A 14,509-nucleotide genomic window follows, 5' to 3' on the forward strand; every position below is an offset into this window, starting at 1 on the left:
CCTCCACATTCCCACCAAAATGGGAATCCCGGCGGCGACAGCGATTCTGGGCATGCTTGCCATCGCGTTGCTCGGCGGCTCCGCCATCACGGAACAGTCACGCCTGCTGGACACGCTGTTCAACCGCTCCTTCACGCGGGAAGCGGACGTCCAGGCGTTGACCGACACGCTGACCGTCGCCCACGCCGGCCTCTACCGGACGGTGATCCTCAGCACCGCCAACGCCTCCCCCAAGGCGGTCGAGGATGAATCGAAGGCCCTGACCGAACAGATCACCAAGCTGAAGAGTCAGGCGGACAAGATGAAGGGCCAGTCCGCCGCGACCGAGGAGGAGGGCCAGATCCTCCAGCGCTTCGGCTCCGACACCGCGGCCTATCAGGCGAAGGTCACCAGCTTCCTCGACCTGCTGAAGATGGGCGTCGATCCGCTCGACTTCCTGCAGGAGGTCCAGGCGGCCTATGGGCGCCTGAACGGCACCGCCCGCGACTACCTGACCTACCAGCGCCAGCAGTCGGCCGACGCCTACGCCAACGTGAACGCGTCGGTCGACGCGACCACCCAGGCCTTCATCGCCTCGGCGATCGTCGCCCTGCTGATCACGGTGGGCGTCGCGCTGTTCATCGGCTTCAACATCGCCCGTCCGGTGGTCCGCCTGACCACGGTGATGGAACGGCTGGCCCAGGGCCGGCTGGAGGACGAGGTGCCCGCCGCCGAGCGTGGCGACGAGATCGGCCAGATGGCCCGCACCGTCCGCGTCTTCAAGGAGAACGCGCTGCGCGTCCAGGAGATGGCGCGCGAGCAGGAGGCCATGCGCGCCCGCGCCATGGAGGAGCAGCGGCGGGCCATGAACAGCCTCGCCGCCGACCTGGAGGCGTCGGTCAAGGCGATGATGGGCGAGGTGGTGCGCTCCGCCGACTCCATGCGCGGCGAAGCCAACGTCATGCTGGAGAACGCCCGCCAGACCAGCCACCACAGCGATTCGGTCGCCCACGCCGTGCAGGAGGCGACGAGCGAGGTGGAGAGCGTGGCCGCCGGCGCCGAGCAGCTCCGCGCCTCCATCGACGAGATCACCCGGTCCATCACCCAGTCGACCCAGCTCGCCCGCGGCGCGGTGGACGAGGCCGGGCGGACCGACTCCATCGTCCAGGGCCTCAGCGAGGCCAGCCGGAAGATCGAGGAGGTGGTCGGCCTCATCAACAACATCGCCGGCCAGACCAACCTGCTGGCGCTGAACGCCACCATCGAGGCGGCCCGCGCCGGCGAGGCCGGCAAGGGCTTCGCCGTGGTGGCGCAGGAGGTCAAGAGCCTCGCCAACCAGACCGCCAAGGCCACCGACGAGATCGGCGCGGAAATCGCGGCGGTGCAGGCGGCGACCACTGCGGCGGTCAACGCCATCCGCGCCATCGTCAACACCATCCGTCAGGTGGACGAATCGCTCAGCACCGTCGCCGCGGCGGTGGAGGAGCAGGACGCCGCCACCCGCGACATCAGCGAGCGCTCGCAGCGCGCCGCCACCGACACGGTGGCCGTGCTCCAGGAGATGCGGCTGGTGCAGCAGGCGGCGGAGACCACGGGCCATTCCGCCGGCGCCGTCCAGACCACGACGGAGGAGCTGTCGCGCAGCTTCAACCGGCTGGACAACGAGATCGAAGCCTTCATCACCCGCATCACCGCGGCCTGACCCGGCCCGATGCGGGGAGGACGCCGTGGCGTCCTCCAGCTCCGCCCATGAAAAAGGCCCCTCTTCCATGTGGAAGAGGGGCCTTTCCTATGCGGCCTGTCCGGTCCGCCTCACCCGATCACTTCAACCAGGGGAACTCGCGCCACAGGTTGCGGAAATCGCCGTCCAGCTCCTTCAACTCCGCGGTGAAGGCCTCCGAATCGAGGATTCGCAGCGGCTGGTAGGTGTCGCGGGCCTTGCTCTGGAACTCCGGGTCGTTGGCGGCCTTGGTCACCGCATCAATCAGCTTGGCGCGGATCTCAGGCGGCAGCCCCTTCGGCGCGCCGACGCCGCGCAGCGACGCCATGGTGATGTTGTAGCCCAGTTCCTTGAAGGTCGGCAGGTCGGGCGCCATGTCCCAGCGCTGCGTGCTCATCACACCGAGGATGCGGATGTTGTCGCCGCCGGCCTTGCCGCGCAGCCCTTCGCCGAGATTCTGGCCGCAGATCTGGGTGTGGCGGCCGAGCATGGAGCGGTAGTTCTCCGCGCTGCCGGGAAAGGGCACATGGGTGAAGCGGACATTGGCCTGCCGCTGGAGCAGCAGCATGGCCAGATGGTCGTCCGACCCGACGCCGGTGGAGCCCAGCGTGATGGTGTTCGGGTTGGCCTTGGCCTGGGCGACCAGATCCTCCACCGTCTTGTAGGGGCTGTCGCCGTGGACGGTCATGATGCCCGGATCGTCGACGACGTTGACCAGCGGGTCCAGCCGGTCGAGCGTGAAGCGGGCGTTGCGCTCGATCGGGATCGTGACGACGTTCGGCGTGTTGATGAAGCCGATGGTGTAGCCGTCCGGCGTGGCATCGGCGATGGCCGCGAAGCCGATCTCCCCCCCGGCGCCGCCGCGATTCATCACCACGATCCGCGCGCCGCCGCCCAGATATTTTTCGATGAAGGGCGCCAGCATGCGCGCGGTCACGTCGGTCGATCCGCCCGCCCCATAGGCGACGATCATGGTGATCGGCTTCTCCGGGTAGGCGGCCTGGGCCGCCGTCGCGCCCAACAGCAGGGCGCAGGAGGTCAGAAGGCTTGAAAAGAAATGTCTGGCTTTCATGGTCGGCTCCGCCAAATGCTGCCGCCCGATTACCACAACGGAGCGCCGCCAAGGAGCGCGCCCGCGGCATCGGTTGCACAATTCATAGTAACACGATTTTTTGTACACTATAGTATTTATGGCGCAACCATAATGAGAGCATTGGACACAGCGTCGCACCGTCTGGCATCAGCGCAGGGCGACGGCGAAACGGCCCTTCCACTTGGGAAAGGCCGTTCGGTCCGGTTCCGTCATACGGAGACGGGGATCAGTTGATCGGTTCGGCGCGGTTGCCGAACAGGCCGCGCAGCTTGCGCCCGATCGCCGCCACCAGCAGGCCCTGGTTGCCGCCCTCCGGCCTGGGGAACCAGTCCGGCTCCTCGGCCTGGATGCGGCGGACCACCGTCAGGAACGCCTCGACCACCAGCGGGTCGAAGTCCTTGCCCGCCCGCTCGGCGATCCAGGTAATGGCGTGCTCCACCCCCCAGGCCTTGCGGTACTGGCGGTCGGTGATGAGGGCGTCGAACACGTCGGCCACGGCCATGATCCGCGCCGACACCGGGATCGCCCCGCCGCGCAGCCCTTCCATGTAGCCCGACCCGTCGTAGCGCTCGTGGTGGTAGCGGGCGATCTCCGCGGCGATCGACAGCAGGCTGCGCCCGCGCAGGGGCAGCGCCGCCTCGCTGAGGATGCGGTGGCCGATCAGCGTGTGGCGCTGGATGGCGGCCATGTCGTTGTTCGCCAGCTCGCCGGGAATGCCCAGCGTCTCGTCCGACACGCTCAGCATGCCGACGTCGTGCAGCAGGGCGGCCAGCCCGACCTTCTCCGCCAGCTCCTCGTCCAGCTCGTCGGCGAAACGTCCGTGGACGCGCAGCTCGTGGGCGATGTCGCCGACCAGCCGCTCGATGCGCTGGAGATGGCCGGCGGCGGCGTTGTCCTTGTATTCGGCGAGCGACCCCATGGCCAGGACGGTGGCCTTCTGGGCGGTGTTCAGCTCCTCGAACAGCAGGGCGTTCTCGAAGGCGATGGAGCATTTGTTGCGGAACAGCTCCAGCAGTTGCCACTCGCGCGCGGTGCCCTCGTTGTTGTGGCCCTCGACGTAGATCATGCCGATGATCCCGCCATGGGCGCGCAGCCGCAGGGCGCAATAGCCCGGCTCCACGATGGTCTCGGAACTCGGGCTCAGCCGCTCCAGCGCGGCGGCCACGTTTGGCTCGCCCAGCTCGGTGACGTCCACGTCCTTCCACTTGGCGAAGCGCCCGGTGGAGGCGCGCACGCGGATGCGGCGGTCGCGCGGCAGCGTATCGCCCTGGATGCACAGCAGGGCGTGCCGCCCGATGCCCAGCAGCCCGACGACGCGCGGCAGGATATTGGGGAACAGCACGTCCGGGGTGCGCATCTCCAGCAGGCCGGTGGTCGCCACCAGCATGCGGGCCAGCGCCTTGCGCCCGGCCGCCTGGGTCTGCAGGTTGAGGAAGGCGCGCAGCCGCGGGACCACCGCGGTGCGCAGCGTGCGCGCCGTCAGCCCGTCTTTCAGGCGGTAGTCGCTGACGTCATGGCCCTCCACCACCTCCTCCTCCGGCGCCCGCTCGGGGTGGGCGGTGCAGACCAGGATGCGGACGCGGCTGTTCCCCAGATCCTTGCGGATGTGGTCGATGAGGCCGAGCCCTTCGGGCACCCCGTCCGCCGCGGGGTCCAGCACCGGCTCCAGCAGGACGGCGGCGGTGCCGGGGTTGCGGTACAGCGCCTCGCGCGCCTCGGCGGCGGTGGCGGCGGTCAGCACCGTCACCGGCGCCCCGTCCAGCGCGAAGCCGTCGAGCGCGGCGCGCGTCAGCCCGGCCAACGCCGGATCGGGGTCGACCACGAGAACGTGCAGGCGGGGCTTGGCGGGCGGAACCGGGGTGGCCTCCGGCGGGCGGGCGTCGTCGTGGGGCATAACCGTCTCGATGGTTGCGCGCGGTGCGCGCGCCTGCACAAAAAATACGCCCACTTCCTGATTCATTCAACTTTCATCGGTTTGGACACGAAGGGCTTCTCCGTAATAACCGCCTCTTCCGGTTACGCCCCTCCGCCTGTTGCCTGTCGCGGCAAATCGGCTACCCTCTGCCTACAACGGCGGCAAACCGCCGCAAAAATCAGGGAAGGATTGGAGCGATGGCTCTCAGGGCCGAACAGCTCAAGGACGAGCTGACCGAAGAGGTCGTGCGGCAGGTTCGCGAGCGGCTGGGCCGCAGCCGCGCGGCACCGGCGGAGCGCTTCGTACGGCAGTTCTACGACAACGTCCCGCCCGACGACATCATCCAGGCTCCGGCGGAGCAGCTCTACGGAGCGGCGCTCGCCATGTGGCAATGGGGCCAGCAGCGCGAGGCGACCGACCGCGCCAAGGTCCGCGTCTACAATCCCCGGGTCGAGGAGCATGGCTGGCAGTCCCACCGCACGGTGGTGGAGATCGTCAACGACGACATGCCCTTCCTTGTCGACTCGGTGACCGCGGAGCTGAACCGCCAGGGACTGACCGTCCATCTGGTCATCCACCCCGTGGTGCGGGTCAAGCGCGACGCCGACGGCCAGCTCGTGGAGCTGTACGAGCCCGCGGCGGCCCCCACCGACGCCGCCCCCGAATCCTTCATGCATGTCGAGGTCGGCGCGGTCACCGGCGCCGCCGCTCTGGATCAGGCCCGCGAGGGGCTGGAGCGCGTGCTGGCCGACGTGCGCGCCGCCGTCGCCGACTGGCGGGCCATGCGCCAGCAGGTGCGCGCCGCCATCCTGGAGGCCGACTGCGCCCGCGCCGCCGTCCCGGCCATCATCCCCGACGACGAGGTGGACGAGGCCAAGGCCTTCCTCTCCTGGGCCGACGACGACCATTTCACCTTCCTCGGCTACCGCGAGTACCGCTTCGAGAGCGGCGCCGACGGCGCGGACTCCTCGCTGGGGCTGGTCGCCGGCAGCGGCCTGGGCATCCTGCGCGACGACTCCGTCACCGTCTTCGACGGGCTGCGCAACTACGCCACCCTGCCGCCCGACGTGCGCGACTTCCTGCGCAACCCGCGCGTCCTGATGGTGACCAAGGGCAACCGCCCCTCCCCCGTGCACCGCGCGGTGCCGATGGACGCCTTCCTCATCAAGCGCTTCGACGCCGAGGGGCGGATCATCGGCGAGCGGCTGGTCGCCGGCCTCTTCACCTCCGTCGCCTACAACCGCAGCCCGCGCGAGATCCCCTACCTCCGCCGCAAGGTCGCCGAGGTGATGGAGCTGGCCGGCTTCGACCCGCAGGGCCATGACGGCAAGGCGCTGCTGCACATCCTGGAGACCTACCCGCGCGACGAGCTGTTCCAGATCCAGGTGCCGGAGCTGCTGGACATCGCCGTCGGCATCCTGCACCTGCAGGAACGCCAGCGGCTGGCCCTGTTCGTGCGCAAGGACCCGTTCGAGCGCTTCGCCTCCTGCCTCGTCTACGTGCCGCGCGACCGCTACGACACCACGCTGCGCCGACGCATCCAGTCCATCCTGGAGGCCGCCTACGACGGCACCTGCACCGGCTTCACCACGCAGCTGACCGAAAGCGTGCTGGCCCGCCTGCATTTCATCATCCGGACCGAGCCGGGGCGCGTGCCCACCGTCGACGCCACCGACCTGGAGGCGCGGCTGGTCCAGGCGTCGCGCGGCTGGGACGACCATCTGCGCGACGCGCTGGTCGAGGCCCACGGCGAGGAGCAGGGGCGCACCCTGTTCCGCCGCTACGCCGACGCCTTCCCCACCGCCTACCGCGAGGAGTTCAACGCCGAGGCCGCGGTCTTCGACATCGAGCGGATCGAGAAGGCGACGGCCCAGGGCACGCTGGGCATCAACCTCTACCGCCCGCTGGAGGCGGAAGGGGACGAGCTGCACGTCAAGATCTACCACGAAGGCCGCCCGGTGCCGCTGTCCGACGTGCTGCCCATGCTGGAGCACATGGACCTGAAGGTGATCACCGAGGCGCCCTTCGAGATCGCCATCGCCGGCCACGCCGCCCCGGTGTGGATCCACGACTTCACCGCGCGCTCGCAGAACGGGCTGCCCATCGACTGCGCGATGGTGAAGGAGAAGTTCCAGGACGCCCTCGCCGCCGTCTGGGACGGCCGGATGGAGGACGACGGCTTCAACCGCCTCGTCCTTCGCGCCGGCCTGACCGCGCGGGAGGTGACGGTGCTGCGCGCCTACGCCAAGTATCTGCGCCAGGCCCGCATCCCCTATGGGCAGGACGTGGTGGAAAGCACGCTGGCCGGCCATCCGGCCATCGCGCGCAAGCTGGTCGCCCTGTTCCACAGCCGCTTCGACCCGGCCCGCCGTTCGCAGAACGATCCGGGGCTGGCCGCGGAGATCGAACGCGCCCTCGACGGGGTAAAGAACCTCGACGAGGACCGCATCCTGCGGCGCTTCCTCAACCTGCTGTGCAACACGCTGCGCACCAACGCCTATCAGAACGGCGCGGACGGACGGCCGAAGACCTACCTCTCCTTCAAGATCGACAGCCGCCACATCGACGACCTGCCGCTGCCCCGCCCGATGGTCGAGGTGTTCGTCTACAGCCCGCGGATGGAGGGCGTCCATCTGCGCGGCGGCAAGGTGGCGCGCGGCGGCATCCGCTGGTCCGACCGCCGCGAGGATTTCCGCACGGAGATCCTCGGCCTGATGAAGGCCCAGATGGTCAAGAACACCGTCATCGTCCCGGTCGGCTCCAAGGGCGGCTTCGTGGTCAAGCGTCCGCCGCCGCCGTCCGCCGGGCGCGAGGCTCAGCTGGCCGAAGGCATCGAGTGCTACAAGACGCTGATGCGCGGCCTGCTCGACATCACCGACAACCTCGACGCCGGCGGCGCGGTGGTGCCGCCGCCCGAAGTGGTCCGCCACGACGAGGACGACCCCTATCTGGTGGTCGCCGCCGATAAGGGCACGGCGACCTTCTCCGACATCGCCAACTCGGTGTCGGTGGACCACGGCTTCTGGCTGGGCGACGCCTTCGCGTCGGGCGGCTCCGCCGGCTACGACCACAAGAAGATGGGCATCACCGCCCGCGGCGCCTGGGAATCGGTGAAGCGTCATTTCCGCGAGCTGGGGCACGACACCCAGACGCAGGACTTCACCGTCGTCGGCGTCGGCGACATGTCGGGCGACGTGTTCGGCAACGGCATGCTGCTGTCGAAGCACATCCGCCTGCTCGCCGCCTTCGACCACCGGCACATCTTCATCGATCCCGACCCCGACGCCGCGCGGAGCTGGGAGGAGCGGCAGCGTCTGTTCGACCTGCCACGCTCCTCCTGGGCGGACTACGACGCGTCGCTGCTCTCCGCGGGCGGCCGCGTCTTCGACCGCTCGGCCAAGTCGCTGGAGCTGACGCCGGAAATCCGCCAGCGCTTCGGCATCGCCAAGGACCACGTCACCCCGCTGGAGCTGATGCAGACCCTGCTGAAGGCCGAGGTGGACCTGCTGTGGTTCGGCGGCATCGGCACCTACCTGAAGGCGGCGGAGGAGACCAACGCCGAGGTCGGCGACAAGGCCAACGACGCGCTGCGCATCGACGGGCGCGACGTGCGGGCCAAGGTGATCGGGGAGGGCGCCAACCTGGGCGTCACCCAGCGCGGCCGCATCGAGGCGGCGCAGCACGGGGTGCGGCTGAACACCGACGCCATCGACAATTCGGCGGGCGTCGACACCTCCGACCATGAGGTGAACATCAAGATCCTGCTGAACGACGTGGTCGTCCGCGGCGACATGACGCTGAAGCAGCGCGACCAGCTGCTCGCCGCCATGACCGACGAGGTGGCCGGTCTGGTGCTGGCCGACAACTACTTGCAGAGCCAAGCCCTGACCGTCGCCCGCGCCCAGGGTCCCGACGCGCTGGAGGCGCAGGCCCGGCTGATCCGCTCGCTGGAGAAGGCGGGGCGGCTCAACCGCGCCATCGAGTATCTGCCCGACGAGGAGGAGCTGTCCGCCCGCATGGCCAACCGCGAAGGGCTGACCCGGCCCGAGCTGGCCGTGCTGCTGGCCTACGCCAAGATCACGCTCTACGACGATCTGCTGGCGTCGGACCTGCCGGACGATCCCTTCATGGCCGACGACCTCACCCGCTACTTCCCCAAACCGCTGCGCAAGGCCCACGCGGAGGCGGTGGGGCGGCACCGGCTGCGGCGGGAGATCATCGCGACCAGCGTCACCAACAGCCTCGTCAACCGCACCGGCCCGACCTTCGTCAAGGAGATGATGGAGAAGACCGGCATGGGGCCGGCGGACGTCGCCCGCGCCTACACCATCGTGCGCGACGCCTTCGGCCTGCGCTCGCTGTGGACGGGGATCGAGGACCTCGACACCGTCGTCCCGGCCGCGCTCCAGACCAGCATGATCCTGGAGACGGTCCGCCACATGGAGCGTGCCGCCGCCTGGTTCCTGGCGAGCTGCCAGCAGCCGCTGGACATCGCCCGCGAGACGGAGGCCTTCCGGCCCGGCATCGAGACGCTTCTGGCCGGTCTCGACAACGTGCTGGACGCCGAGGAGACGGCCCGCCTGACCGCCCGCGTTGCCTCCTACCAGGAGCAGGGCGTTCCCGCCGAGCTGGCCCGCCGCATGGCGGCGCTGCCGGTCCTGGCCGCCGCCCCCGACCTCGTCCGCATCGCCGGGCGCACCGGGCGCGGAGTCGCGGACGTCGCCGCGGTCTACTTCATGCTGGGCCGCCGCTTCGGCCTGGAATGGCTGCGCGACAAGGCCGCCGCGGCGAAGGCGGAGAACCATTGGCAGAAGCAGGCGGTGGCCGCCCTGGTGGACGACCTGTTCGCCCACCAGACCGCGCTGACCACCCGCGTCCTGGAGGCGGTGGACCAGCTTCCCGCGGAAGCCCCCGTGGAGGCCTGGATCGCCCACCGCCGCCCGGTGGTGGAGCGGGTGGAGCAGCTGCTGTCCGAGCTGCGCACCCAGCCCAACGTCGACCTGTCGATGCTGGCGGTGGCGAACCGGCAGCTCCGCGGCCTGACGGCGGGGTAAAGGGCGTGAAAACCCCTCGTCCGGCCCCCTTCGGGCGGGTCCGGACGAGGGTTTCCCATGCGTCCCGCCCGCTTTCCGGCTATGGTGCGGCCATTCCAAGGAATGTCCGCCCAACCGGAGCCGCCGCGATGACCGACCCCCAGCCGACCCTGAACGACGCCATCCGCCTGCTGCGGACGAACGATCTGGGCGGGGCGGAGGCGGCCTGCCGGGCGATCCTGGCGACCGACCCGCACAACGCGCAGGCCCTGCACCTGCTGGGCGTCGTCGCCGCCCACACCGGCCATCCCGACGGCGCGCTCGACCTCTTCACGCACGCCATCGCCGAGGACGGCAAGGACCCGTCCTTCCACAACAGCCGCGGCAGCCTGCTCTTCCAGCTTGGCCGCGCCGCGGAGGCGGAAGAGGCGTTCCGCGCCGGCATCGCCCTCAACGACCGCCTACCGGAGCTTCACGGCAACCTGGGCAACGCGCTGAAGGCGCTGGGCCGGCTGGAGGACGCCGAGGGCGCCTTCCGCGCCGCCCTGGCGCTGCGCGGCGACGCGCCGGAGATGCACAATTTCCTGGGCACCACCCTGCGCGAGCTGGGCCGGCTGGACGAGGCGGAGGCCGCCTTCCGCGCCGCGCTGGAACGGGCGCCGGAGTATCTGGAGGCCCGCTACAACCTCGCCGAGGCGCTGAGCACGCGCGGCGCCCTGGAGGAGGCGGAGGAGGCCTTCCGCGTGGTGATCGCGGCGGCGCCCCGCTTCGTCCCCGCCCATGTCGGCCTCGCCCACACGCTGCAGAGCCTCGACCGCGCCAACGAGGCGGTGGAGGCCATCGAGGCCGCCCGCGCCATCGCGCCGGACCACCCGCTGGTGCAGTTCACCCGCCGGCTGATCTATTCCAACGCCGTCCCCGGCTGGCACCTGCCGATGATCAACGACTTCGAGCGCAACGACGCCTACGAGGCGGCGCTGAAGCGCGCGGTGACCCCGGACTCGCTGGTCCTGGAGATCGGCACCGGCTCGGGCATCGTCGCCATGATGGCCGCGCGCGCCGGGGCGCGGAAGGTGGTGACCTGCGAGGTGAACCCGATCCTCGCCCGCATCGCCCGCGAGACCGTCGCCAACAACGGCTACGCCGACCGCATCGACGTGGTGCCGAAGCTGTCCACCCGCCTGTCGGTGGGCGCGGGCGGCGACCTGCCGGAGAAGGCCGACGTCTTCGTGTCGGAACTCATCAACATCGGCATGCTGGCGCCGCGCATGCTGTCGGTGCTGCAGCACGCCCGCACCCATCTGGTGAAGCCCGGCGGCGCGATCATCCCGCGCGCCTCCACCGTCTACGCCATGCTGGTGGAAACGCCGGAGCTGGCCCGCATCAACCCGGTGAAGCGCATCGGCGGCTTCGACATGTCGACCTTCGACGTATTCCGCTCCCCCGGCTACCAGCAGATCGACCTCGGCGCCGAAACCCACACGCCGCTGTCGGCCGCCTTCACCGCGCTCGATTTCGACTTCACCCGCAACATGCCGGAGGAGGGCGGTCGCGAGATCGCCGTGGAGATCACGGCGGAGGGCACCTGCCACGGCGTGGCCTTCTGGTTCGACCTTCATATGGACGAGGAGGTCACCTACCGCTCCGAAAGCCGGGCGCGGACGAACCACTGGAAGCAGGCGATGACCTATCTGGAGACGCCGATCCGCGTGCGCCCCGGCGACCGGCTGACCATCGTCGCCCGCTACGACAACAACCAGATTTCGTTCGGCGTGGGCGGTTGAGGCGGCGCTCCTTCGCCGCAGGGGACGCAACGACCGGTTTTTGACAACCCGAGCCTGAACGCTGTAGGCTGCTGTCAACGATTGGCGGCAGCGGCAGGACGCCCGCCTGGATGGCCGGGAGGGTCCTCGATGTCGATCACGGCGACGAACGCGCAGGCGTCCGGCTTCAGTCTCAAGGCGGCCTTGACCGTGTTGGGAACCGACAAGGGCACCTCTGCGAAGACCGCCGCCGGCCAAGCGGCGTCGACCTCCGGCGGTTCGTCCGTCTTCGTCACCCTGTCCGTCGAAGCCCAGGCCTTCATGGCCACCACCACCGTCTCCAAGGCCGGCAAGACCGCAAGCGGTGCGGCCGGGCCCTACACCGCCTATTTCCCGACGCGCGACGGCAAACCCGCCACGGCGCTGGCCAAGGCGGTGTCCGATCCGGGCGCGGTGTCCAGTTCGGCGGGCCTGAGCGGGCCGGACATCGCCAAGGACGCCCGCGCCCGCATGGACGCGCAGTACGAGGCCATGAAGGCGAGCGGCAAGCCCTTCGACTTCGACAGCTTCGAGGGCCGGGACTGGTACTCCCTGATGGGCGATCTCGACCGCCGCTCGCTGGAGGCGGTCCGCAGCAACGCCGGCGGCCAATTCTCCAAGCAGGAGCAGGACATCGCCCAATCGATCATGGCGCAGCAGGAAGGGCTGGCCATGGGCCTCTACAACGGCCCGATCAGCCAGGAGGCCAGCTTCACCGATCCGTTCCGCGGCGACGAGGCCGCGAGGATGAAGGCGAACCTCACCTTCCTGGACGCCGTCGGCCCCGAGGAGAAGACCTCGACCGAATGGGCGACACGCCGGGCGTCGGCGCAGGTGTCCTACGAAATCCACACGAGGGAGAAGGGCGATGAACCGGAAAAGCTCGACAGCGACAACCCGCTCGCGACCCTGATCAAGCAGGCGATGGACCGGTCGCAGTCCGACCCGCTGCGGCACATCCCCAAGACACCGGACGAGTTGAAGACACAGGCGTGGTTCAAGGGCTTCGAGTCCCAACTGGACGCCACCGCCGCCCGAAACGTGGCGCAAGGCATCGCCCAGGGCATCGCGCTGGCGAAAGCCACCACGCCGGCGGCGGACTCCGCCAAACCGGCGTAGCTCTGTCCCCGGGTTGGCATTCCCGGCCGCTTTGCCTAGAGTGGGCCATCCCGGACAACAGACGGCCGATCCTTCAGCATGCCCCACACCGCCGAGGCGCCGAGCCGCCGTGCCATCGCGTCCTGGTGCCTCTACGACTGGGCGAACTCGTCGTACAACACCATCATCACGACCTTCATCTTCTCGGTCTATTTCGCCCGCGGCGTGGTCGGGGATGAGGTGGCGGGCGCCTCGCGCTGGAGCGCGGCGCTGACCGTCGCCGGGCTGCTGATCGCCCTGCTCAGCCCCGTGCTGGGCGCGGTGGCCGACCGGACGGGGCGGCGCAAGCCGTGGATGGCGCTGTTCACCGCTCTGACCGTGGTCTTCTGCGCCGCTCTGTGGTGGGTGAAGCCCGACCCGTCCCACGCGCTGTTCGCCCTGGTCTGCGTGGTCATCGGCACCGTCGCCTTCGAATTGGCGAACGTCTTCTACAACGCCAGCCTGACCGCGCTGGCGCCGCCGCGGATGCTCGGGCGGATTTCCGGCTGGGGCTGGGGCATCGGCTATTTCGGCGGACTGGCCTGTCTGGTGGTCGCCCTGTTCGTCTTCGTGAAGTCCCCCGCCCCGCTGTTCGGCCTGCTCGACACGGCGGAGCAGGCGCCGGTGCGCGCCACCGCCCTGCTCGCCGCCGCCTGGTACGGGCTGTTCGCCCTGCCCTTCTTCCTGTTCGTTCCGGACGTGCCGGCGACCGGCCTCGGCATCCGTCAGGCGGCGCGGGAGGGCATGGCGACGCTGCGCCGGACGCTGGCGGAGACGCGCAAATACCGCAACACGCTGCGCTTCCTGATCGCCAGCGCGATCTACCGCGACGGCATCAACACCATCACCGCCTTCGGCGGCATCTTCGCCGCCCACGCCTTCGGCATGAGCTTCGAGGAGATCCTGCTCTTCGCCATCGCGCTGAACGTGGTGGCCGGCGTCGGCGCCATCGGCTTCGCCTGGGTGGACGACCGGATGGGGGCCAAGCCGACCATCCTGGTCAGCCTGATCGGCCTGACCGCCTTCGGCGTGCCGCTGCTGCTGGCGACGGAGAAGGCGTGGTTCTGGGTGCTGGCCCTGGGGCTGGGCGCCTTCTTCGGGCCGGCGCAGGCGGCCGGGCGATCGATGATGGCGCGGTTGGCCCCGCCGGGCATGGTGGGCGAGATGTTCGGGCTTTACAGCCTGACCGGCCGCATGGCCGGCTTCGTCGGGCCGCTCGCCTTCGGGCTGGCGACCGCGCTGTTCGAGAGCCAGCGGGCCGGCATGGCGAGCGTTGTGGCTTTCTTCGTCATCGGTTTTGGGCTTATGCTGGCGGTTCGGGAGCCGGCACCGGGCGATGCGAATACGGTGCGACAGTCCGCCGCGGCATGACGGCGGATTCACTCAGCGGAAGCTGCTAACTTGCCTTTTGCTGCGACGCACAACGAATTTTGCGCGGAGGGCGGAACGGACATGTTGCACATCAAGGACATCGAGGCCTTCGCGCACATCAACGAGGCGCTGGCCCGCGACCACGCCGCGGCGCGTGGGGAAGACGATTCGACGGGGCACCCGCCGGGGCATCATCCCGCGCCCCATCATCCCGCGATGCATCCGGCGATGCTGATCGCCATGGCGGCGACCGGGCGCCTGAAGCCGGAAGACGGTGCGGACGGAAAAACGCCGCAAACCGAAGCCGCCGCCTTGCTGGCGCGGCTGATGGGGGCGCGGCGGGGGTAGAAAGTGCATTGCCCCCTCCCCGGCCCTCCCCCACTCCGCGGTGGAGGGGGTTGGTCCCCTCCCTGGTCGGGTCGGGTCCGGTCCGGTCCGGACGGACGGGACGGGAGGGTT

Annotated in this window: 8 protein-coding genes; 6 read left to right on the top strand and 2 right to left on the bottom strand. The window is 69.7% G+C overall.

What is annotated here, in order from left to right:
- Positions 1 to 52 precede the first annotated feature (52 nt).
- The gene (locus tag ABAZ39_RS12455; protein ID WP_247874782.1) at positions 53 to 1,681 is read left to right on the top strand and encodes a methyl-accepting chemotaxis protein; all 1,629 of its coding nucleotides are present in this window, start codon (positions 53 to 55) and stop codon (positions 1,679 to 1,681) included.
- 118 nt (positions 1,682 to 1,799) lie between these two features.
- On the opposite strand, the gene ABAZ39_RS12460 is transcribed toward ABAZ39_RS12455, so the two are convergent.
- Positions 1,800 to 2,771 (bottom strand): Bug family tripartite tricarboxylate transporter substrate binding protein, encoded by a 972-nt coding sequence (locus tag ABAZ39_RS12460; RefSeq protein WP_038529776.1) that lies wholly within the window; start codon positions 2,769 to 2,771, stop codon positions 1,800 to 1,802.
- Positions 2,772 to 3,018: 247 nt separating this feature from the next.
- Positions 3,019 to 4,686 (bottom strand): HD domain-containing phosphohydrolase, encoded by a 1,668-nt coding sequence (locus ABAZ39_RS12465; protein ID WP_038529778.1) that lies wholly within the window; start codon positions 4,684 to 4,686, stop codon positions 3,019 to 3,021.
- A gap of 218 nt (positions 4,687 to 4,904) precedes the next feature.
- Here ABAZ39_RS12465 and ABAZ39_RS12470 point away from each other — a divergent pair, with 218 nt between their 5' ends.
- From ABAZ39_RS12470 to ABAZ39_RS12490, 5 genes are all read left to right on the top strand, one after another.
- Complete coding sequence (locus ABAZ39_RS12470) at positions 4,905 to 9,761, top strand: NAD-glutamate dehydrogenase (protein ID WP_038529780.1); 4,857 nt, start codon at positions 4,905 to 4,907, stop codon at positions 9,759 to 9,761.
- Between the two features lie 128 nt (positions 9,762 to 9,889).
- Complete coding sequence (locus ABAZ39_RS12475) at positions 9,890 to 11,524, top strand: tetratricopeptide repeat protein (protein ID WP_038529783.1); 1,635 nt, start codon at positions 9,890 to 9,892, stop codon at positions 11,522 to 11,524.
- Between the two features lie 129 nt (positions 11,525 to 11,653).
- Positions 11,654 to 12,661 carry a hypothetical protein gene (locus tag ABAZ39_RS32995; RefSeq protein WP_051657989.1) on the top strand — a complete coding sequence of 336 codons (1,008 nt, stop codon included), beginning with the start codon at positions 11,654 to 11,656 and terminating at the stop codon, positions 12,659 to 12,661.
- Positions 12,662 to 12,739: 78 nt separating this feature from the next.
- Positions 12,740 to 14,050 (top strand): MFS transporter, encoded by a 1,311-nt coding sequence (locus tag ABAZ39_RS12485; protein WP_038529784.1) that lies wholly within the window; start codon positions 12,740 to 12,742, stop codon positions 14,048 to 14,050.
- A gap of 81 nt (positions 14,051 to 14,131) precedes the next feature.
- On the top strand, positions 14,132 to 14,398 hold the full coding sequence (locus tag ABAZ39_RS12490) for a hypothetical protein (RefSeq protein WP_038529786.1): 267 nt from the start codon (positions 14,132 to 14,134) through the stop codon (positions 14,396 to 14,398).
- Positions 14,399 to 14,509: the final 111 nt, after the last annotated feature.

Origin of the sequence: Azospirillum argentinense, from assembly GCF_000632475.1 — a bacterium.
Taxonomy (GTDB): Bacteria; Pseudomonadota; Alphaproteobacteria; order Azospirillales; family Azospirillaceae; genus Azospirillum; species Azospirillum baldaniorum.

Excerpts from the sequence above, each read along its gene's own strand:
- ABAZ39_RS12465 (WP_038529778.1), bottom strand. The coding sequence starts at position 4,686 with ATGCCCCACGACGACGCCCGCCCGCCGGAGGCCACCCCGGTTCCGCCC.
- ABAZ39_RS12455 (WP_247874782.1), top strand. The coding sequence starts at position 53 with ATGCTTGCCATCGCGTTGCTCGGCGGCTCCGCCATCACGGAACAGTCA.
- ABAZ39_RS12470 (WP_038529780.1), top strand. The coding sequence starts at position 4,905 with ATGGCTCTCAGGGCCGAACAGCTCAAGGACGAGCTGACCGAAGAGGTC.
- ABAZ39_RS12490 (WP_038529786.1), top strand. The coding sequence starts at position 14,132 with ATGTTGCACATCAAGGACATCGAGGCCTTCGCGCACATCAACGAGGCG.
- ABAZ39_RS12475 (WP_038529783.1), top strand. The coding sequence starts at position 9,890 with ATGACCGACCCCCAGCCGACCCTGAACGACGCCATCCGCCTGCTGCGG.
- ABAZ39_RS32995 (WP_051657989.1), top strand. The coding sequence starts at position 11,654 with ATGTCGATCACGGCGACGAACGCGCAGGCGTCCGGCTTCAGTCTCAAG.
- ABAZ39_RS12460 (WP_038529776.1), bottom strand. The coding sequence starts at position 2,771 with ATGAAAGCCAGACATTTCTTTTCAAGCCTTCTGACCTCCTGCGCCCTG.
- ABAZ39_RS12485 (WP_038529784.1), top strand. The coding sequence starts at position 12,740 with ATGCCCCACACCGCCGAGGCGCCGAGCCGCCGTGCCATCGCGTCCTGG.